Here is a 19013-nt window from a genome sequence, read left to right as displayed (position 1 = left end):
CACTACAGGTAGAGCCCCGCGTCCTCCCCGGCCCGCGGCTCGGGCAGCGACGTCGGCGAGGTGCCGCGCCGCAGCGCGTACAGCTCGGCCAGGGTGGCCCCGTCGCGGCCGACGCCCTCCTCGGTGCCGAGCCACTCCACCGACTCGCGCCGGGTCAGCGGGCCGACCTCGATCCGCGCCATGCAGCGGCCGGGGCGCACCACCGCCGGGTGCAGGCGCTCCAGGTCCTCGTTGGTCGTGATGCCGACCAGCACCTTGCGGCCCTGCCCGAGCAGACCGTCCGTCAGGTTCAGCAGCCGGGACAGCGCCTGGCCCGCCACGTGCTTCGCCTCGCCGCGGACCAGCTCGTCGCAGTCCTCCAGCAGGAGCAGCCGCCAGCGGCCCTCGCCGTCCTCGTCATCGTCGTCGTCGCCGATGGCGATGTTCATCAGGTAGCCGGCGTCGGAGAACAGCAGCTCCGGGTCGAGCACGCAGTCCACCTGGCACCAGTCCCGCCAGGAGCGGGCCAGCGTGCGCAGCGCGGTGGTCTTGCCGGTGCCGGGCGGGCCGTGCAGCAGCAGGAGGCGCCCGGCGATGTCCTGGGGGGTGGTCTTCATCAGCGAGTCCATCGCCTCGGCCACCGGGGCCGTGTAGTTGACGCGGACCTCGTCCCAGGTGGCGGCGGAGATCTGCCGGGTGATGCGCAGCGGGCCGCGGCGCGGGGAGAGGTGCCAGAACCCCATGGTCACCTCCTCGGGGACCGGTTCCGGCTCCATCTCCACGCCGTCGGTGGCACGGTGGATCACCGAGTCCGCCAGCTCCTCGCTGACCGCCGTCACCGAAACGTGGGTGCCGGTGCCCCACTGGGCGGTGGAGACCCGCAGGGTCCAGCCGTCGCCCTCGGCCAGGGTGGACCGCTGCTTGTCGCTGCTGGCCTGCCGCACGACGCGGGCCTCGGAGGGCACCAGCTGGGCGCCGGGGCGGACCCGGTCGATGCTGACCGTCCGGGAGTACGGCTGCTCGCCGGTGGTGAAACGCTGCAGGAACAGGGCGTCGATGACGTCGATCGGGGAGTCGCCGTCGTCCAGGGCGAGCCGGATGGGCACAGGGGCGTGAGGGTTCTCGGCCATGGGGTCATGATCCGTGGGATCGGCTGCGAGCGCACGGCAATTCCCGCATTGCCGGCCCGCATCACCACAGCTCGCCCCCGTCGCGGGGGTGCGCGGGACGCACTCCGGGCGCCCCGCGCACCTTTTCCGTTCAGCCCGCGCGCGGCGCGAGCCGTCGTGCCGCGCGGAGTGCCGCGTACCCCTTGGTGAGACAGCGGTCCACGGCGAAGTTCCGGGCCAGCTCCCGCCCGTGGAGCAGCCGGAGGAACTCCTCCGCCCCGGTCCGCCGCCGCACCGTCACCCGGCGCAGCGCGTAGGGGCCCTGCCGGCGCCGGGCCAGGTCGTTGCCGACGGCGAGGGCCTGGGCGAAACCGGCGTCCCGCACCGCCCGCCGTACCCGGCGGGTGGAGTGCCCGTACGGGTGGGCGAAGGAGGCGGGCGGCACACCCAGTTCGGCCGCGACGATCTCCCGGCACAGCCCCAGCTCCCGCCGCAGCGTCTCCTCGCCGACCAGGTCGAGCGGGGGATGGGTGTGGCTGTGCCCACCGATCTCCACCCCGTGGGCGGCGAGTTCGCGGACCTGGCCCCAGTCCAGCATGGTGTCGGGGGCGCCCCCGGTGTCGTACGCCCCGCGCAGCCAGCCGGTGGTGACGAAGACGGTGGCCGGGAAGCCGAGCCGGGCAAGCTCCGGCAGCGCGTGACGGTGGACGCCCTCGTAGCCGTCGTCGAAGGTGATCAGCACCGGCCGCCGCGGGAGCGGTCCGCCCCGGCGCCAGGCCGCGGCCAGGGCGGCGGTGTCCACCGGGGTGAAGCCCTCCGCCGCGATCACCTCCAGCTGTCCGGCGAACGCCGCCGGGGTCACCGACAGCCCTCGCGTCGAGGGGTCCGGGTCCCGGGCCACCGCGTGGTACATCAGCACCGGGACCGCCCGGTCCGCCTCCTTCCCGCCGCGCGCCTCACGCCGCGCGGGCTTCCCGTGCTCCCGGTGCGCCTCGTGCGCCCCGTGCGCCTCAGGTGTCTCGGGTCCCTCGGGCTCGTCGCGCTCAGGCACGGCCGGGTGTCCTCCCCGCGGCCGTGGGGGAGGGCGGGACCACGAACGTCCCGCCGCCCCTCCGGGTCCGCACCGTGCCGACCAGGTAGCCGGCCGCGGTGACCAGGACGCCGGCCACGATCGCCCCGGCCCGCGCCGCCCCGCCGGGCCGGCCCCGCACCGCGTCCCCGAGACCGCGGAGCACCCCCGCGGGCAGCACCCTGGCGACGTACCGCCGCTCCGACTCCAGTGCCTTGTCCGCGCCGACGCTCCGGGCCACCAGCGCCTTCGACAGCCCCTCGGCGTAGGTCCGGGTGCGGAAGTACCCGAACCGCTCCCGGGCCGCCGGCACCCGGTGCCGGATCACCGCGCGGTCGTCGGTCAGCAGCACCGCCTCCGGCAGCGCACGGCCGAGGCGGATGCACAGCTCGGTCTCCTCGCAGCCCAGCGGCCGCCGGCCGCCGTCCCGCCCGATGCCGGTGGCGAAGCCGCCCGCGGCGTCGAAGGCGGTGCGCCGGAACGAGGCGTTGCCGCCCAGCACGTTGCGCACCCGCACCCGGCCGGGCGGCAGGCCGCGGTAGGTGCAGCCCACCACCCAGTCGAACTCCTCGGGGAACCAGGCGGGCCTGCGGCCCGACGCCCAGGCGGGCTCGGTGCGCCCGCCCACCGCCATCACCCGCGGGTCGTCGTACGCCTCCGCGAGGTGGCGCAGCCACCGCGGGTCGGCCACCGCGTCGTCGTCGAGGAAGGCGACCACCTCCCCCCGGGCGTGGGTGATCCCGGTGTTGCGCCCCGCCGACAGGCCGCGCGGGCCGGCGTTGGCGCACACCCGCACCGAGGGCTCGTCCCGGTACTCCCGCTCCAGCCGCTTCCGCAGGGCCGGGTTGTGGTCCACGACCAGCAGGGTCTCCAGCGCGGGGAGGGACTGCGCCCGCACCGAGGCCACCGCCGCGAGGATGTCCGTCCAGCGGTCCTCGGTGTAGACGCAGACCACCACCGAGACCTCCGGCAGGGCCGGGCCGGCCGGCAGTCCGCTCCGGTCGTGCACGGCGGGCCCCGTCACGATACCTCGCCGGGGGCCACGGCCGTCAGCGGCGCCCTGCGCGGACGGCCGCGCAGGGCGCGCCGGTTGGACCGCTCGGTGAGGATCACCCGGAGCACCCGCAGGCCGTCGCGGACCGCCCGCAGGTTGCTGACCCCGTGGATGCGCAGGTACTCGTGGCTGGGAATCTCCTGCACCTTGAGGCCGGCCGTGACGACGCGGATGTTCATCAGCGTCTCGACCTCGAACCCGGTGCAGTCCAGGTCGATCCGCTCCAGGCAGTGACGCCAGAAGGCGTTGTAGCCGTAGCAGAGGTCGGTGTAGCGGGCGCCGAACTTCCGGTTGACGGCGGCGCACAGCAGGCGGTTGCCCAGCTTGCGGACGAGGGTCATGTCGTCGGTGCCGCCGCCGTTGGCGAACCGCGACCCCTTGGCGAAGTCGGCCCCGGAGACCAGGGCGGAGACGTAGCTGACGATCTCGTTGCCGTCGGCCGATCCGTCGGCGTCGACCATGACGACGATGTCGCCGGTGCAGGCGGCGAAGCCGGCGATCAGGGCGTCCCCCTTGCCCTTGCCGGTCTGCCGCACCACCTTGACGTCCGGCCGCAGTTCGCGGGCCACCGCCACGGTGTCGTCGGTGGAGTCGCCGTCGACCAGGACCACCTCGTGGATCCAGTCCGGCAGGGTCTTGAAGACGTACGGAAGGTTCTCCGCCTCGTTCATGGCGGGGATCACCACGCTGACCGGTGGAGCGATGGCCAGGTGGGTGGTGATGGGCCGGTACCGGTCGGTCCCCGTGTCGATGTCGGGCCCCGGCGTGACCGGGGGCAGCACTGCGCTCATGTGTTGGTCCCTCTCGTCCGGCGGACCGCCCGCCCCCGGGCGGCCGCTGTGAGTCCGGTTCGAAAGGGGGGTTCTCACCCACGGCACGCAGGAAGGGATCTTCGTGCGCGCCGGGTGAGCCGGCAGAACTGTCCGGGATCCGTGGGCCGGAACCCGGGCGCGCGGCACGACCCGACGACCGGTCGCGTCATCGAGCACCCCCCTACCGCGCGTCCGCCCCGGTCCGTCCTGGTTCCGAGCCCTCCCCTGAACCGCAGGACGACGGACCGGTGCGTAAGAGATGTATGACGATATGGGTTATTGGTCGGTATTCGCAACACCTGAAAGGTGATCGGGCGTTATGACGGGTTGAGGCGTTCCGTGCGTTTACCGGCCCAAGAGATGGCGGTCGGGGCCAATCTGACGCAATGGCGGTATGCGGGTCAAGATGCCGAATTCGCCTGTGACACGCGTTAATCGCTGATTCATCAGGTATTGCGTAGGCCATCATGGCCTGGAGGTGTGCCGCTCCGTCGAATTGTTGACATGAACACTTCCTGTCAACGCGTGTAGCTGGTACCACAGTTGGTGCAGAAACAACTGCAGAACAGGGAGGCTCCACCATGAGACGTTTCCGTACGTCCGCCGTCGTGAGCTCGTTCCTTCTGTCCGTAGGGCTCGCCTTCACCGGGGCGGCCGCGGCACAGGCCTCCGCCCAGGCGGCGGGCGCGTACGTCGCCCTCGGCGACTCGTACTCCTCCGGCGTCGGGGCCGGCAGCTACACCGCCGAGAGCGGCAGCTGCAAGCGCAGCACGAACGCGTACCCGCAGTTGTGGGCCAACGCCAACGCACCCTCGTCGTTCGCCTTCGTGGCCTGCGGCGGCGCGACCACGAGCTCCGTCCGCAGCAGCCAGATGGGCCCCCTCAACTCCTCCACCGCGCTCGTCTCGGTGACGGCGGGCGGGAACGACGCCGGCTTCGCGGACGTCATGACGACCTGTGTGGTCAGCTCCGACTCGACCTGTCTCAACCGGATCAACACGGCCCGGTCGTACATCTCCTCGACGCTTCCGGGGAACCTCGACGCCCTGTACACGGACATCAGGAACCGGGCGCCCAACGCCCGCGTCGTCGTCCTGGGCTACCCGAAGTTCTACAACGTGCAGGCCATCTGCGTCGGGCTCTCCGACACCAAGCGGACCGCGATCAACGCCGCGTCGGACCTGCTGAACTCGGTCATGTCGCAGCGTGCGGCGGCCTACGGCTTCGCGTTCGGCGACGTCCGCACCACCTTCGCCGGGCACGAGCTCTGCTCCGGCAGTGCCTGGCTGCACAGCGTGAACTGGACCAACATCGGCGAGTCCTACCACCCCAAGGCCGCCGGCCAGTCGGGCGGTTACCTCCCTGTTCTGAACGCCAACGACTGACCCGTCCTCCCGCGCGCGGCGTCCCCCGCACCCGAAGAGGGCGCGGGGGACGTGTCGTTCACCTCCGGCGCGGTGCTGGACGTCGCGAAAAAAGCGGCTCCGCTGCACGGATTTCTTGGCATGAGCACTTCCAGTCAACGCGCGTAGCTGCCACAGTTCCTCCGTCAAACCCGCCGACCATGGAGGCCCCCACCATGAGACGTGCCCGTACGTCGTCCCTCGTGAGCTCGTTCCTGCTCGCGCTGACCCTCGCCTTCACCGGCGCGACCCAGGCGCAGGCCGCCGCGACCTCCTACGTCGCGCTCGGCGACTCCTACTCCTCGGGAGTCGGCTCCGGCAGCTACATCTCCTCCAGCGGGGACTGCAAGCGCAGCACGCTCGCCTACCCGCAGCTGTGGGCCAACGCGAACGCGCCGTCCTCCTTCTCCTTCATGGCCTGCTCGGGGGCGACCACGAGCTCGGTCCGCAGCACCCAGCTCGCCCCGCTCAGCGCCGGCACCCAGCTGGTCTCGGTGACCGCCGGCGGCAACGACGCGGGCTTCGCGGACGTCATGCAGACCTGTGTCCTCAGCACCGAGACGACGTGCCTCAACCGGATCAACACCGCGCGCAGCTACATCAGCTCCACGCTGCCGGGCAACCTCAACGCCCTCTACACCGACATCCGCAACCGTGCGCCCAACGCCCGCGTCGTGGTGATCGGGTACCCCAGGTTCTACGACGTGGCGGCGGTCTGCGCGGGGCTCTCCGACACCAAGCGCACCGCGATCAACTCGGCGGCGGACCTGCTGAACTCGGTCACCTCGCAGCGCGCGGCGGCCTACGGGTTCCGCTTCGGCGACGTCCGGCCTCCGTTCACCGGGCACGAGATCTGCTCCGGCAGCTCGTGGCTGCACAGCGTCAACATCTCCATCGGCGAGTCCTACCACCCGAAGGCGGCCGGCCAGTCGGGCGGTTACCTGCCGGTGCTGAACGCCAACGACTGATCCACGCGCCCGATCCGCGCGCCGGAACGCCGCGTCCCCCGTGCCCTGACCGGGCGACGGGGGACGTCGTGCTGTCGGGACCGGCTCCCGGGGCGCGGTCCGCTCAGTCCTCGCCCTCGGCGGAAGGATCAGGTTCCGGCTCCTCGGGGGCCTCGCACACGAGGGCGACGGACACGGGCTCGGAGGCGGCCTCGACCGGCCGGTCGGCCTCGACGTGCACGGACCCCTCCACGGCGCCCTCCACCCCGTCCAGCGACAGCGGGACGGACACCTCGTGGGTCGTCGTGCCCTTCTCGAAGGAGAGCGTCCGCCAGCTCTCGTCCACCACGCCGTCGGTCAGATCGGCCACCCACCGGTAGCGGACCTGGGCGGGCGAACGCCCCACGGTGAACGAGGCGGTGAGGGAGGGCCGTTCCGCCTCCGGCGCCGGGCAGGGGCCGGTGCGGTCCGTGTGCGAGCCGGTGACGGACACCTTCACCGACTGGGCCGGCTCCGGTGACTTCGACGGGCCGGGGCTCGCGGAGGTCGCGGTGGCCGAAGGACTCGGCGTCCTGGTCCGCTCCCGGGTGGGCCTGTCGTCGGGGGTGCCGGTGTCGGAGGTGGCGGTGGAGTCCTCGGCGGCGTCCTTGTCGTCCGGGTTCGCCAGCCGCCAGGCCAGCCCGGCCACCAGCAGGGCCAGGACCAGGACGCCTATCACCAGCGCGGTCCTCGCCCGGTCGCCCCCGTCGTCCGGACGCCGTCCGTCGCGCCGTTCGCCGTCGAAGTGCCGCACGGGAGGCGGGGGCGGCGCGGCCGACCGGTGCGCGGACGTCCCGTACCCCTGGCCCCCGCCGGGCGGCAGGGGGGCCGTCGGGCCGGCGGCGACGCCCCCGGCGGCCGACGGCTCGGGGGTTCCGCCCGCGGCCACCAGGCGCAGCTGCCGTTCGGCCTCCTCGGCCGAGGTCCGCTCCGCCGGGTCCTTGCGCAGCAGCCCGTCGATCACCACGGCGAGCGGGCCCGCCCAGCGCGGCGGGGCCGGCGGCTCGTCGACCACCGCGCGCAGCGTGGTCAGCGGGGTGTCCTGGCGGAAGGGGGAACTGCCCTCCACCGCCGCGTAGAGCAGCACGCCCAGCGACCACAGGTCGGCCTCGGGGCCGGAGGGGCGCCCCAGCGCACGCTCGGGGGCGAGGTACTCCGGCGAGCCGATCACCTCGCCGGTCCGGGTCAGCGCGGTGTCGCCGGCCAGCGTGGCGATGCCGAAGTCGGTGAGGACCACCCGGCCGTCGTTGCCGATGAGCACATTGGCCGGTTTCACGTCCCGGTGGAGCACCCCCACCTCGTGCGCGGCCCGCAGCGCCGCCAGCACGTCCGCCCCGACCGCCGCCGCCCGGGCCGGCGCCAGGGCGCCCTCGGCCTCCAGCACGTCGGACAGGGACAGGCCGCGGACCAGTTCCATCACGATCCAGGGGCGGCCGCCGTCGGTGACCACGTCGTACACGGTGACCACCGAGCGGTGCGAGACGCGGGCCGCGGCCCAGGCCTCGCGCTCCAGGCGGGCGTACAGACGGGTGACCTCGTCGTCCGGCAGCCCGGCCGGGGCGCGCACCTCCTTGACGGCGACCTCGCGGCGCAGGACCTCGTCCCGGGCCCGCCACACCGTGCCCATGCCGCCGCTGCCGAGCGTGGACAGCAGGCGGTAGCGGCCGGAGACGAGGCGTTCCGCGTCCGGTTCCTCGGTCAAGGGTCACCTCTTTCTCCGGAACCGGTGAGGACCGGTGGGCCGGTTCACCACGGGAACGCTTTTCGGAACGCTCTCCCGGGGTACGGGGTCTGCCGGGGCGTAACCTCCCCGGTGTTCTGCCCGCCGACGGCGTCGGCGATGCGCGACGGGCGTCACCCGCGGTGACCTGCGATCCTGGTGCCGAGGACCGGACGGCTGCTGTGCCGGTTGTCCAACTCGCCCTGAAACTTCATGCATCGGGTGAGGAGTTGTCAACCGTCTTGCGGAAAAGGTGAATTCTGTGATCGAGATGCGCCATCCCCCACCAAGGACGATAAGGTTGCCCTGCCCGGGCCGGGTGGACTCGTACGGGTGGGGAGTGTCATGGATCAGATAACGATGCGTAGCAGGGCGCGGGTCCCTGCGATCACCTGCGGAAGCAGCGCGACCAGTTCGCGCCTCGACCGCCACCTCTCGGTGCTGTCGGGTCCCGCCATACCGCAGCGCGAGACGGTGGAGGCCACCTCGCTGATGCGTGAGCTCACGGCACGTGACGTGCCGCGCGAGCGGAGCAGGGGACACCGCGTCCAGCGCGTGTCGCTCTTCGCGCCGCTGCGCCGGCTCACCCGCTCGCTCTTCGGGGGTCGCTGACCACCACCGCTCCATCCCGCCGGTTCTCCGCTGCGCGCAGACACTCCCGCCGTCCCCACGGCTCGCAGCGGAGGGCCGGCGTCGCGCTGTGCCCGGACGCTGTGCGGACGCCGCCGATCGCTGTGTGAACCTTGTCTCTCCTCCCAGACCGGCCCCGTGCGCTCTGGCCGTCAAAGCAAGCGCTCGCTAACTTGAGCGGCGGACGACGCCCCCCGGCTCCCGGCTCCTCCCTCCCGCTCCCGGCACCTCGACCGAGCGGCGGGACCGCCGTCGGCAGGGGGAACCCCATCCCGCCCGGAGGACGCACTGATGAAGGCACACGACGGCATGTACATCGACGGAGCCTGGAGGGCGGCCGTCGGGCCGGACACCATCGCCGTCCTGAACCCCGCCGACGAGCAGGTCATCGCGCAGGTGCCCGCCGGATCGGCACAGGACGTGGACGCCGCGGTACGGGCCGCCCGCGCCGCGCTGCCGGGCTGGGCCGCCACCGCGCCCGCCGAGCGCGCCGCCCGGCTGGCCGCCCTGCGCGACGTCCTGGCGGCCCGCAAGGACGAGATCGCCGAGACGGTCACCGCCGAGCTGGGGGCCCCGCTGCCGTTCTCGCAGAAGGTGCACGCCGCCTCGCCGATCGCGGTCTGCGGCTCCTACGCCGAGCTGGCCGCCTCCTTCCCGTTCGAGGAGAAGGTCGGCAACTCCACCGTGTACCAGGAGCCGATCGGCGTGGTCGCCGCGATCACCCCCTGGAACTACCCGCTGCACCAGATCGTCGCCAAGGTCGCCCCCGCGCTGGCCGCCGGCTGCACGGTCGTCCTGAAGCCGGCCGAGGACACCCCGCTGACCGCCCAGCTCTTCGCCGAGGCGGTCCACGAGGCCGGAGTGCCGGCCGGCGTCCTCAACCTGGTCACCGGGCTCGGCCCGGTCGCCGGGCAGGCGCTCGCCGAGCACGACGGCGTCGACATGGTCTCCTTCACCGGCTCCACCGCCGTCGGCCGCTCCATCGCCGCGACCGCCGGCGCCGGACTGAAGAAGGTCGCCCTCGAGCTCGGCGGCAAGTCCGCCAACGTGATCCTGCCGAGCGCCGATCTCGGCAGGGCGGTCGCCGTCGGCGTCGCCAACGTGATGGCCAACTCCGGCCAGACCTGCAGCGCCTGGACCCGGATGCTGGTCCACGAGGACCGCTACGAGGAAGCCGTGGAGCTCGCCGCCCAGGCCGCCGCCAAGTACGGGGACCGGATCGGGCCGCTGGTCAACGCCAAGCAGCAGGCACGGGTGCGCGGCTACATCGAGAAGGGCGTCGCCGAGGGCGCCCGCCTGGTGGCCGGCGGCCCCGAGGCCCCCGCGGACAAGGGCTTCCACGTCGCGCCCACCGTCTTCGCCGACGTCACCCCCGAGATGACCATCGCCCAGGAGGAGATCTTCGGCCCGGTGCTCTGCGTCCTGAAGTACCGGGACGAGGACGACGCCGTGCGCATCGCCAACGGCACCGTCTACGGGCTGGCCGGCGCGGTCTGGGCCGCCGACGAGGCGGAGGCCGCCGCCTTCGCGCGCCGCCTGGACACCGGGCAGGTCGACATCAACGGCGGGCGCTTCAACCCGCTCGCCCCCTTCGGCGGCTACAAGCACTCCGGCGTGGGCCGGGAGCTCGGCTCGCACGGGCTCGCGGAGTTCCTCCAGACCAAGTCCCTCCAGTTCTGAGTCCCCCCACTTCGAGGAGCGTTCATCCCATGGTTCTCGCCGCCGTGGCGCCCGCGATCGGCGCCCCGCTGGAAGTCACCGAGATAGAGCTGCCGGAGACCGGCCCCGGCCAGGTCCGGATCCGGCTGGCCGCGGCCGGGGTGTGCCACTCCGACCTCTCCATCGCCAACGGCACCATGCGGGTGCCACTGCCGGCCGTCCTCGGGCACGAGGGCGCGGGCACCGTGACGGAGGTGGGGGAGGGCGTCACCCACGTCGCGGTGGGCGACCAGGTGGTGCTCAACTGGTCCCCGTCCTGCGGCAGCTGCCCGTCCTGCGAACTGGGCGAGGTCTGGCTGTGCGCCCGCTCGCTGGACGGCGCCACCGCCCCCTACGCCCGCCGGGCGTCGGACGGCCTGGAGCTGTACCCCGGGCTGAACGTGGCCGCCTTCGCCGAGGAGGCGGTGGTCGCCGCCAACACGGTGCTGCCGCTGCCGGAGGGCATCCCGCTGACCGACGCGGCGCTGCTGGGCTGCGCCGTCCTCACCGGCTACGGCGCCGTGCACCACGCGGCGCGGGTGCGGGAGGGCGAGACGGTCGCCGTCTACGGCGTGGGCGGCGTGGGCCTCGCGACGGTCCAGGCGGCGCGCATCGCCGGGGCGTCCAAGGTGATCGCGGTGGACGTCTCCCCGGCCAAGGAGGAACTGGCGCGGGCGGCCGGCGCGACGGACTACGTCGTCGCCTCGGAGCAGACGGCGCGGGAGATCCGCGGCCTCACCGGCAGGCAGGGCGTCGACGTGGCGGTGGAGTGCGTGGGCCGTGCGGTCACCATCCGCACGGCCTGGGAGTCGACGCGCCGCGGCGGCCGCACGACGGTGGTCGGCATCGGGGGCAAGGACCAGCAGGTCACCTTCAACGCCCTGGAGATCTTCCACTGGGGCCGCACGCTGGCCGGCTGCGTGTACGGCAACTGCGACCCGGCGCGGGACCTTCCGGTGCTGGCGGAGCACGTCCGTGCCGGGCGGCTGGACCTCGGCATGCTGGTCACCGACCGCATCGGGCTCGCAGACATCCCGTCCGCCTTCGACAACATGACCGCGGGCAAGGGCGGCCGCGCGCTGGTCGTCTTCTAGCCCACCGCTCCAACACCCGGGCCCGCCGTCACGGGGGCCCGGGTCGGCCGCTCCCGTCGCCTGGGTCGGCCGCTCCCGTCGCCCGGGTCCGCCGTCACGGAGGGCGGGGTCCGCCCGACCCGGGCCGCGCGGACCCGGCGGGGGCCCGCTCATCGGGTGCCGGTCAGTTCCTCGTACTGGCGCTCCAGCCCGTCCAGCAGCGCCCGCAGCCCGGTGTCGAAGGCGCGCTCGTCGATCTCCTCCTGCCGCCCGGCCAGCAGGTGCGCCTGGCCGAGGTGGGGGTAGTCCGCCGGGTCGTAGGCCGTCTCGTCGCCGACGAAGCCGCCCGCGAACGAGCCCAGCGCGGACCCCATGATGAAGTACCGCATCAGCGCGCCGACGGAGGTCGCGTGGGCCGGCGGCCAGCCCGCCTCGACCATCGCCCCGTACACCGCGTCCGCCAGCCGCAGCGCCGCCGGACGCCGGCCCGGCCCGGCGGCCAGCACCGGCACGATGTTGGGGTGTCTGCGCAGCGCGGCCCGGTAGGAGGCCGCCCACTCCCGCAGCGCCTCCCGCCAGGGCGTGCCGTTCTCGAACATCGACAGGTCGACCTGCGCGCTCACCGCGTCCGCCGCCGCCTCCACGATCTGGTCCCGGCTGCGGAAGTGGTTGTACAGCGAGGGCCCGCTCACCCCCAGCTCCGCCGCGAGGCGCCGCGTGGAGAGAGCGGCCAGGCCCTCGGCGTCGACCAGGGTCAGGGCCGTCTCGACGATCCGGCCGGTGGACAGCAACGGCGTGCGGGGGCGTGGCATGACGCACATCGTAGAGTCTCGACCGAATAAACTAGCAGTGCTAATTTAACGCGGGACAGGAACACCGACTCGACCGTGGGGTGGCGCACCGTGAATCTGGGGCTCAGCGAGGAGCAGGCGGCCGTACAGGAGCTCGCCCGGGACTTCGTGGCACGGGAGATCGCCCCGCACGTGGTCGCCTGGGACCGCGCCGAGCAGGTGGACCGCTCGATCGTGCGGAAGCTGGGCGAGGTCGGGTTCCTGGGGCTGACCATCGACGAGGAGTACGGCGGCTCCGGAGGCGACCACCTGGCCTACTGCCTGGTCACCGAGGAACTCGGCCGCGGCGACTCCTCGGTCCGCGGCATCGTCTCGGTCTCGCTCGGCCTGGTCACCAAGACCATCCAGAGCTGGGGCACCGAGGAGCAGAAGCGGGAGTGGCTGCCGCGGCTGACCGCGGGCGAGGCGCTGGGCTGCTTCGGCCTCACCGAGCCGGGCACCGGCTCCGACGCCGGCAACCTCACCACCCGCGCGGTGCGCGACGGCGACGACTACGTCATCAACGGCACCAAGATGTTCATCACCAACGGCACCTGGGCCGACGTGGCGATCGTCTTCGCGCGCTCCACCGACGCGCCGGGCCACAAGGGCGTGTCCGCCTTCCTGGTCCCCACCGACACCCCCGGCCTGACCCGCAACACCATCCACGGCAAGCTCGGCCTGCGCGGCCAGGCCACCGCCGAACTGGTGCTGGAGGACGTGCGGGTGCCCGCCTCCGCGCTGCTCGGCCCCGAGGGCAAGGGCTTCACCGTCGCCATGTCCACCCTGGCCAAGGGCCGGATGTCGGTCGCCGCCGGCTGTGTCGGCATCGCCCAGGCGGCGCTGGACTGCGCCCTGGAGTACGCGGGCCAGCGCGAGCAGTTCGGGAAGACCATCGCCCACCACCAGCTGGTGCAGGAACTGCTCGCCGACATCGCGCTCGACGTGGACGCCGCCCGGCTGCTGGTGTGGCGGGTGGCCGACCTGATCGACCGCGGGCTGCCGTTCACCGTCGAGGCGTCCAAGGCCAAGCTGTTCGCCTCCGAGGCGGCCGTGCGCTGCGCCAACAACGCGCTGCAGGTCTTCGGCGGGTACGGCTTCATCGACGAGTACCCGGCCGGCAAGCTGCTGCGCGACGCCCGGGTGATGACCCTCTACGAGGGCACCAGCCAGATCCAGAAGCTGCTGATCGGCCGCGACCTGACGGGAGTCTCCGCCTTCTGACCGGCCGCGCGGGAGGAGGCCTTCCCGAACGGCCGGGAGCGAGGCCTCCCGAACGGCACTCGCGCGAGGCCTGCCCGCACGGCCGGGCGCCAGGCCCCTTCCCTGAGTACGCCGGACCACCGGCGGCTGAGTACGCGGGCGGATGTGCCCAGGGCGCGTCCGCCCGATGCTTCTCCCATGACCGAGACACCCGTCAAGCAGCAGAGCACCGTGGCCTTCTACGGCCAGGCGGTGGCATCGTTCGTCCTCGCGCTGAGCGCGACCTGCGTCGGCATCGTCCGCATGGAGGCCAGTGCCTGGGTGCGCGGCTTCTTCGCGGTGGCCGTCCTCTACCTGGTCACCTCGGCCTTCACACTGGCCAAGGTGATCCGCGACCGCCAGGAGGCCGGGGCCATCGTCAGCCGGGTGGACCAGGCCCGCCTGGAGAAGCTGCTCGCCGAGCACGACCCCTTCCAGAAGCTCTGACGGCACTCCCGCAGGTGCGCCGGCGCGGCTCGGGCCCACCGGTCTAAGCGCCCGCTCAGACTCCGGCGGTATGGTGGTGCCCCGCACGTACGGCGTGCGGTCCGGAGGGTCCTCGTCCAGGGTGTGCGGGACGGGGAGCGAGAGAGGCGAGGCGAGCGATGAGTACGGCGGAGGAGACGACGTCCGGCGGCGAGCAGCAGCAGCCCTGGGCCGAGGTCACACCCGAGGCCGCCCGGCGCCTGCTGGTGGCCGCGGTCGACGCGTTCGCCGAGCGGGGCTACCACGCCACGACGACCCGCGACATCGCGGGCCGCGCGGGCATGAGCCCGGCCGCCCTCTACATCCACTACAAGACCAAGGAAGAGCTGCTCGCTCGGATCAGCCGGATCGGTCACGAGAAGGCCCTCGCCATCCTGCGCACCGCCGCGGAGGGCGAGGGCACGGCGGCCGAACGGCTCGCCGGGGCGGTCGGCTCCTTCGTGCGCTGGCACGCCGCCCAGCACACCACCGCGCGGGTGGTGCAGTACGAGCTCGAGGCCCTCGGCGAGGACTCGCGGGACGAGATCGTGGCGCTGCGCAAGCAGGTGGACGCGCAGGTGCGCCGGATCATCCAGGAGGGCGTCGCGGCCGGCGAGTTCGACGTGCCGGACGTCCAGGGCGCCACGCTGGCGATCATGTCGCTGTGCATCGACGTGGCCCGGTGGTTCCGGGTGGACGGCCGCTGGACGCCCGACGAGGTCGGCGCGCTCTACGCCGACCTCGTGCTCAACATGGTGGGCGCGAAGCGGTAGCCCGCCCGGCCGCGGAGGCGGGGGCCGGCCTCAGAGGTAGTAGCGCGACACCGACTCGGCGACGCAGACCGGCTTGTCGCCGCCCTCGCGCTCGACGGTGAAGGCGAGCGAGAGCTGCACGCCGCCCGGCACGTCCTCGACGTTCGTGATGGTCGCCGTGGAGCGCAGCCGGGAGCCCACCGGGACGGGGGCGGGGAAGCGGACCTTGTTGGTGCCGTAGTTCACGCCCATCTTCACGCCCTCGACCGCGATGAGCTGCGGGCCGAAGAGGGGCAGCAGCGACAGCGTCAGGTAGCCGTGCGCGATCGTGGTGCCGAAGGGGCCCCGGGCGGCCTTCTCCGGGTCGACGTGGATCCACTGGTGGTCGCCGGTGGCCTCCGCGAACAGGTCGATCCGCTTCTGGTCGACCTCGACCCAGTCGGTGTACCCGAGCTGCTCGCCCACGGCGGCCTTCAGCTCGTCGGGGGAGGTGAAGATCCTCGGCTCTGCCATGTCGCTGTCCCTGGCCTCTCGCGTCTGCGGTGAACTGAGCGCTGATGCTAAGCGACTGCTTAGCATGGTTGCGGTCCGCTGTCCTGTCAATGCCGGACGCCGGCCTCGCGGGCGCGCTGGGTAGGGTCGCCCCGTGCCCCAGATCCCCGCCAAGGTCCAGGAACTCACCGTCGGTCAGCTCGCGGCGCGCAGCGGCGTGGCGGTCTCGGCGCTGCACTTCTACGAGTCCAAGGGGCTGATCACCAGCCGCCGGACCCCCGGGAACCAGCGCCGCTACACCCGCGACACCCTGCGCCGCGTCGCCTTCGTCCGGGCCTCCCAGCGGGTGGGGATGCCCCTGACCGCCATCCGCGACGCCCTCGGCGCACTCCCCGACGGCCGTACGCCCACCCGCGAGGACTGGGCGCGCCTGTCCGAGCTGTGGCGGGCCGAACTGGACGACCGCATCCGCCGCCTGGAGCGGCTGCGGGACCATCTCACCGACTGCATCGGCTGCGGGTGCCTGTCGATGCGCACGTGCGCCCTGTCCAACCCGGACGACACCATCGGGGCCGGCCTGACCGGCTCCCGGCTGGCCCCCGAGCCGGGGAAGGGGTGAGCGGGTGAGCACGCCCGCGCGGGGGCCGGGCCACCGCATTTCCCGGTCCCTCTGTACCCGGCAGGCTTGTTCCTGCACGATGATCGTCCGACCGACTTCCGTCCGCGGCCTTCCGCACCCCTCTCATCGCAGGAGCACCACCCCGTGACCGACCAGCCCCAGCAGCCTCCCTACCCGCAGGACGGACCCAAGGGCCACCAGCCTCCGCCCGGTCCGCAGGGGCCCGGCTACGGCTATCCGCCTCCGCCCGGTCCGCAGGGGCCCGGCTACGGCTATCCGCCCCCGCCCGGGCAGGCGCCCGGCTACAGCTACCCGCCCCCGCCCGGTCCGCAGGGCCCCGGCCCCGGTTACCCGCCCCCGCCCGGCGGGCAGCACCCCGGCTACGGCTCGTACCCCTACCAGGGGCAGGTGCCGCCCGGCACCTGGACCGGCGACCCCCAGGCGCCGTACGGCTACGACATCTACGGGCGCCCCTACTCGGACAAGTCGAAGCTGGCCGCCGGTCTGCTGCAGCTCTTCCTCGGCGGCTTCGGGGTCGGCCGGTTCTACACCGGCCACGTCGGCATCGCCCTCGCGCAGCTCTTCACCTGTGGCGGCCTCGGGATCTGGTCGCTGGTCGACGGCATCCTGCTGCTGGCCGGCGACCACACCGACGCGCAGGGCCGCCCGCTCCGCGGCTGATCCCTGCCGCTCCCGCGCGGGCACGGACCGCCGGTCCGGCGCGAGCACGGACCGCCGCTCCCGCGCGGGCACGGACAGGCCCCGGCGGCGGACGCCCCTCGCGGCGCCCGCCGCCGAGGGCGGCGCGGACGTGCCGTCACACGGCGGCCAGCTGCCGCCGTCCCCGCCGCGCCGTCTCCACGGCCTCCGGAGTGAGCACCGGCAGCGGGACGAGGATCCCGCACCCGACGCACACCGGTCCGCTGGACGGCTCGTGGTTCATGCCGTGACGCCAGGCCAGGTCCTCGTCGCCGCAGACCGGGCAGCTCCTCCCCGGCTCCCGCTCCAGTGCCCCGATCAGCCGGCGCAGCACCTCCGGCAGCGGGTCCGCGGGGTGGACGCGGGGATCGTCGCACCAGGCGATCCCGAACCCGCCCCAGGTCCTGCGGTGCCAGTCGTCCACCGACCCGGGCCGGCGCAGACCGTCGTGCTTCTCCCGGCGCCGCCGCTGCGCGAAGGCCACCTCGTAGCGCAGCCAGATCTCCCGGGCCTGCTCCAGCTCCGCCACCGCGCCCACCAGCCGGCGCGGATCGGGGGACCGGTCCTCCGGGCCGAACCCCCAGGTGACGCACAGGTGGTCCCAGGTCGCCCGGTGGCCGTAGGGCGCGAACCTCTCCAGGCACTTGCGCAGCGAGTACCGCCGCAACGCCAGGTCGCACCGCTGGTCACGCACTTGTCTCGCCAGACTCCGGAATCCCGCCATCGACCGTACCTCCGTCGCACGTGCCCTCGACTGCTGTCCAACGTCGTCCAACTCGGCGTCCCCGCAAGGCTGTCGCCGATGGGACGTGCCGACCGCCCAACCGGCTCCATCGGTTCGGCCGGGGTCTGCCATAAGCGGGACGACACACCTATGCGGGTTCCTGTTGACGGCGGGACTATGCGCGACAAGAGCGAACAGAACGGGCGGGCCGCGTCGGTCCGCGGCCCGCCCGTGTCCGTCAACCCGGCTCAGCGGTACAGGAGATACCGCTTCCGGGTGGCGCGGAAGGCGGCCAGTTCGTCCCGCCAGCCGGCCACCACCTCGTCGAGGCCGGCGCCCGCGTCGATCCGGTCGCGGACCCCGGTCGAGCCGGTGAGCTTGTCGATCCAGTTGTCCGCGCGCCAGGCGAAGCCGCTCCAGGTGGCCCGGGCGGTGATCAGCAGGCCGATGCCGGTGCGCACCGGCTCGAACGCGGCGCGGTCGTGCACGTGGACCTGGACGCCGCCGACGGTCTGGCCGGAATACTTGCTGAAGGTCGGCTGGAAATACGCCTCCCTGAACCGGACGCCGGGCAGGCCCAGTTCGTTGGCTGCCGCCGCCCAGGACCCGTCGACGCCCGGCGCGCCCAGCAGTTCGAAGGGGCGGGTGGTGCCGCGGCCCTCGGAAAGGTTGGTGCCCTCGAAGAGGCAGGTGCCCGGGTAGACCAGCGCGGTGTCCGGGGTCGGCATGTTGGGACTCGGCGGCACCCACGGCAGCCCGGAGGCGTCGTAGAACTCGTCGCGCCGCCACCCGGTCATCCGGACCGTCTCCAGTTCCACCGGGGTGGACAGGAACTCCCCGTTGAAGAGCAGGGCCAGCTCCGCCACCGTCATGCCGTGCTGCTGGGAGATCGGCTTGCGGCCGACGAAGGTGGCGAACTGCGGGTGCATCACCGGACCTTCGGCCGAGCGGCCGGACACCGGGTTGGGCCGGTCCAGCACCACGAACCGCTTGCCGGCCAGGGCGGCGGCCTCCATGCAGTCGTACAGGGTCCAGATGTAGGTGTAGAAGCGGGCGCCTGCGTCCTGGATGTCGAAGACCACGGTGTCCACGCCCGAGGCGGTGAAGACGCCCGCCAGCGCCTGGCCGCTCTTGAGGTAGGTGTCGTACACCGGGAGCCCGGTGGCGGGGTCCTCGTAGAAGCCCTCGGAGCCGCCGGCCTGCGCGGTGCCGCGGAAGCCGTGCTCGGGCCCGAAGACCGCCGTCAGGTCGACCCGGTCGTCGGCGTGCATCACGTCGACGATGTGCGTGGCGTCGCGGGTGATGCCCGTCGGGTTGGTGACGACGCCGACCTTCCGGCCGGCGAGCGGCGCGTACCCGTCCGCGACGAGGCGCTCGAACCCGGTGCGCAGCGGCCGCCCGCCCGAGGGCGGGGTGTCGCCGACCGGCGGCGCGGAGGGCTCGGCCGCCTGCGCGGCGCCGGCCGCGGTGGCGGACAGGGCTGCCGTGGCGGCGGTGAGCAGGCCTCGTCTGGACAGTCTCATGGTGCGTGACCTCCGTGGATCGTGGGGTGGTGCCCGGCTCTTCTCGCTGACGGACGGTGCCGCGGCGCCCTTGTGGGGCGGCCGGTGCCGAGTGTCATGCCCACGCGGGAGTTGGTCCACCCCCCGCGCGGGCC

The 19013-nt window shown here is 73.3% G+C and carries 19 protein-coding genes; 10 read left to right on the top strand and 9 right to left on the bottom strand.

From position 1 onward, the window contains the following. Nucleotides 1-2 precede the first annotated feature (2 nt). The 4 genes from Sfr03f_RS24520 to Sfr03f_RS24505 all read right to left on the bottom strand — a co-directional run bounded on the left by Sfr03f_RS24520 (nt 3) and on the right by Sfr03f_RS24505 (nt 4002). Complete coding sequence (locus tag Sfr03f_RS24520; protein ID WP_108956197.1) at nt 3-1109, bottom strand: DUF5925 domain-containing protein; 1107 nt, start codon at nt 1107-1109, stop codon at nt 3-5. Nucleotides 1110-1239: 130 nt separating this feature from the next. Next, entirely contained in the window at nt 1240-2001 is a 762-nt protein-coding gene (locus tag Sfr03f_RS24515; protein ID WP_108956225.1) for a polysaccharide deacetylase family protein, read from the bottom strand. 130 nt (nt 2002-2131) lie between these two features. Further along, nucleotides 2132-3181 carry a glycosyltransferase family 2 protein gene (locus tag Sfr03f_RS24510; protein WP_245967733.1) on the bottom strand — a complete coding sequence of 350 codons (1050 nt, stop codon included), beginning with the start codon at nt 3179-3181 and terminating at the stop codon, nt 2132-2134. Next, nucleotides 3178-4002, bottom strand: coding sequence for a glycosyltransferase family 2 protein (locus tag Sfr03f_RS24505; RefSeq protein WP_108956196.1), 825 nt, complete (start codon nt 4000-4002; stop codon nt 3178-3180). The genes Sfr03f_RS24510 and Sfr03f_RS24505 overlap by 4 nt, the downstream gene beginning before the upstream one ends. A gap of 602 nt (nt 4003-4604) precedes the next feature. Between Sfr03f_RS24505 and Sfr03f_RS24500 the strand changes: the two genes are divergently transcribed. After that, nucleotides 4605-5408, top strand: coding sequence for an SGNH/GDSL hydrolase family protein (locus Sfr03f_RS24500; protein WP_108956195.1), 804 nt, complete (start codon nt 4605-4607; stop codon nt 5406-5408). Nucleotides 5409-5602: 194 nt separating this feature from the next. Further along, nucleotides 5603-6394 (top strand): SGNH/GDSL hydrolase family protein, encoded by a 792-nt coding sequence (locus tag Sfr03f_RS24495; RefSeq protein ID WP_108956194.1) that lies wholly within the window; start codon nt 5603-5605, stop codon nt 6392-6394. Nucleotides 6395-6497: 103 nt separating this feature from the next. Here the strand turns inward: Sfr03f_RS24495 and Sfr03f_RS24490 are convergent, their stop codons facing one another. Continuing rightward, nucleotides 6498-8114: a serine/threonine-protein kinase gene (locus Sfr03f_RS24490; RefSeq protein ID WP_108956193.1), complete on the bottom strand. Its 1617-nt coding sequence runs from the start codon at nt 8112-8114 to the stop codon at nt 6498-6500. A gap of 363 nt (nt 8115-8477) precedes the next feature. On the opposite strand from Sfr03f_RS24490, the gene Sfr03f_RS24485 reads away from it, so the two are divergent. The 3 genes from Sfr03f_RS24485 to Sfr03f_RS24475 all read left to right on the top strand — a co-directional run bounded on the left by Sfr03f_RS24485 (nt 8478) and on the right by Sfr03f_RS24475 (nt 11554). Then, nucleotides 8478-8744, top strand: a complete 267-nt coding sequence (locus Sfr03f_RS24485) for a hypothetical protein (RefSeq protein ID WP_108956192.1) — start codon at nt 8478-8480, stop codon at nt 8742-8744. Between the two features lie 309 nt (nt 8745-9053). After that, entirely contained in the window at nt 9054-10442 is a 1389-nt protein-coding gene (locus tag Sfr03f_RS24480; protein WP_108956191.1) for an aldehyde dehydrogenase family protein, read from the top strand. 29 nt (nt 10443-10471) lie between these two features. Then, on the top strand, nt 10472-11554 hold the full coding sequence (locus Sfr03f_RS24475; protein WP_108956190.1) for a zinc-binding dehydrogenase: 1083 nt from the start codon (nt 10472-10474) through the stop codon (nt 11552-11554). Between the two features lie 149 nt (nt 11555-11703). On the opposite strand, the gene Sfr03f_RS24470 is transcribed toward Sfr03f_RS24475, so the two are convergent. Further along, nucleotides 11704-12345, bottom strand: coding sequence for a TetR/AcrR family transcriptional regulator (locus Sfr03f_RS24470; RefSeq protein ID WP_108956189.1), 642 nt, complete (start codon nt 12343-12345; stop codon nt 11704-11706). Nucleotides 12346-12435: 90 nt separating this feature from the next. On the opposite strand from Sfr03f_RS24470, the gene Sfr03f_RS24465 reads away from it, so the two are divergent. The 3 genes from Sfr03f_RS24465 (at nt 12436) to Sfr03f_RS24455 (ending at nt 14843) form a co-directional block, all read left to right on the top strand. Beyond that, a complete protein-coding gene (locus tag Sfr03f_RS24465) occupies nt 12436-13587 on the top strand; it encodes an acyl-CoA dehydrogenase family protein (RefSeq protein WP_108956222.1) in 1152 nt (383 codons plus the stop codon). 177 nt (nt 13588-13764) lie between these two features. Next, nucleotides 13765-14052, top strand: a complete 288-nt coding sequence (locus tag Sfr03f_RS24460) for a YiaA/YiaB family inner membrane protein (protein WP_108956188.1) — start codon at nt 13765-13767, stop codon at nt 14050-14052. Nucleotides 14053-14210: 158 nt separating this feature from the next. Continuing rightward, the gene (locus Sfr03f_RS24455) at nt 14211-14843 is read left to right on the top strand and encodes a TetR/AcrR family transcriptional regulator (RefSeq protein WP_108956187.1); all 633 of its coding nucleotides are present in this window, start codon (nt 14211-14213) and stop codon (nt 14841-14843) included. A 30-nt stretch (nt 14844-14873) separates the two neighbouring features. Here Sfr03f_RS24455 and Sfr03f_RS24450 read toward each other — a convergent pair whose 3' ends face one another. Beyond that, a complete protein-coding gene (locus tag Sfr03f_RS24450) occupies nt 14874-15335 on the bottom strand; it encodes a MaoC family dehydratase (protein ID WP_108956186.1) in 462 nt (153 codons plus the stop codon). A gap of 133 nt (nt 15336-15468) precedes the next feature. Here Sfr03f_RS24450 and soxR point away from each other — a divergent pair, with 133 nt between their 5' ends. Both soxR and Sfr03f_RS24440 read left to right on the top strand, forming a co-directional pair. Then, a complete protein-coding gene (gene soxR / locus Sfr03f_RS24445; RefSeq protein ID WP_108956185.1) occupies nt 15469-15933 on the top strand; it encodes a redox-sensitive transcriptional activator SoxR in 465 nt (154 codons plus the stop codon). A gap of 144 nt (nt 15934-16077) precedes the next feature. Continuing rightward, a complete protein-coding gene (locus tag Sfr03f_RS24440; RefSeq protein ID WP_108956184.1) occupies nt 16078-16614 on the top strand; it encodes a TM2 domain-containing protein in 537 nt (178 codons plus the stop codon). Nucleotides 16615-16750: 136 nt separating this feature from the next. On the opposite strand, the gene Sfr03f_RS24435 is transcribed toward Sfr03f_RS24440, so the two are convergent. After that, a complete protein-coding gene (locus Sfr03f_RS24435; protein WP_108956183.1) occupies nt 16751-17356 on the bottom strand; it encodes a hypothetical protein in 606 nt (201 codons plus the stop codon). 248 nt (nt 17357-17604) lie between these two features. Then, on the bottom strand, nt 17605-18879 hold the full coding sequence (locus Sfr03f_RS24430) for an exo-beta-N-acetylmuramidase NamZ family protein (RefSeq protein WP_108956182.1): 1275 nt from the start codon (nt 18877-18879) through the stop codon (nt 17605-17607). Nucleotides 18880-19013 lie beyond the last annotated feature (134 nt).

This window comes from Streptomyces fragilis, assembly GCF_003112515.1.
In the GTDB taxonomy this organism is placed as follows: Bacteria; Actinomycetota; Actinomycetes; order Streptomycetales; family Streptomycetaceae; genus Streptomyces; species Streptomyces fragilis.
The sequence above is the reverse complement of the archived record's forward strand: the minus strand, read 5'-3'. Positions and strand labels throughout refer to the sequence as shown.

Bases quoted from the DNA above. Each gene is read 5' to 3' on its own strand.
- Sfr03f_RS24520 (WP_108956197.1), bottom strand. From the start codon at position 1,109: ATGGCCGAGAACCCTCACGCCCCTGTGCCCATCCGGCTCGCCCTGGAC.
- Sfr03f_RS24515 (WP_108956225.1), bottom strand. From the start codon at position 2,001: ATGTACCACGCGGTGGCCCGGGACCCGGACCCCTCGACGCGAGGGCTG.
- Sfr03f_RS24505 (WP_108956196.1), bottom strand. From the start codon at position 4,002: ATGAGCGCAGTGCTGCCCCCGGTCACGCCGGGGCCCGACATCGACACG.
- Sfr03f_RS24500 (WP_108956195.1), top strand. From the start codon at position 4,605: ATGAGACGTTTCCGTACGTCCGCCGTCGTGAGCTCGTTCCTTCTGTCC.
- Sfr03f_RS24495 (WP_108956194.1), top strand. From the start codon at position 5,603: ATGAGACGTGCCCGTACGTCGTCCCTCGTGAGCTCGTTCCTGCTCGCG.
- Sfr03f_RS24485 (WP_108956192.1), top strand. From the start codon at position 8,478: ATGGATCAGATAACGATGCGTAGCAGGGCGCGGGTCCCTGCGATCACC.
- Sfr03f_RS24480 (WP_108956191.1), top strand. From the start codon at position 9,054: ATGAAGGCACACGACGGCATGTACATCGACGGAGCCTGGAGGGCGGCC.
- Sfr03f_RS24475 (WP_108956190.1), top strand. From the start codon at position 10,472: ATGGTTCTCGCCGCCGTGGCGCCCGCGATCGGCGCCCCGCTGGAAGTC.
- Sfr03f_RS24470 (WP_108956189.1), bottom strand. From the start codon at position 12,345: ATGCCACGCCCCCGCACGCCGTTGCTGTCCACCGGCCGGATCGTCGAG.
- Sfr03f_RS24460 (WP_108956188.1), top strand. From the start codon at position 13,765: ATGACCGAGACACCCGTCAAGCAGCAGAGCACCGTGGCCTTCTACGGC.
- Sfr03f_RS24455 (WP_108956187.1), top strand. From the start codon at position 14,211: ATGAGTACGGCGGAGGAGACGACGTCCGGCGGCGAGCAGCAGCAGCCC.
- Sfr03f_RS24450 (WP_108956186.1), bottom strand. From the start codon at position 15,335: ATGGCAGAGCCGAGGATCTTCACCTCCCCCGACGAGCTGAAGGCCGCC.
- Sfr03f_RS24435 (WP_108956183.1), bottom strand. From the start codon at position 17,356: ATGGCGGGATTCCGGAGTCTGGCGAGACAAGTGCGTGACCAGCGGTGC.
- Sfr03f_RS24430 (WP_108956182.1), bottom strand. From the start codon at position 18,879: ATGAGACTGTCCAGACGAGGCCTGCTCACCGCCGCCACGGCAGCCCTG.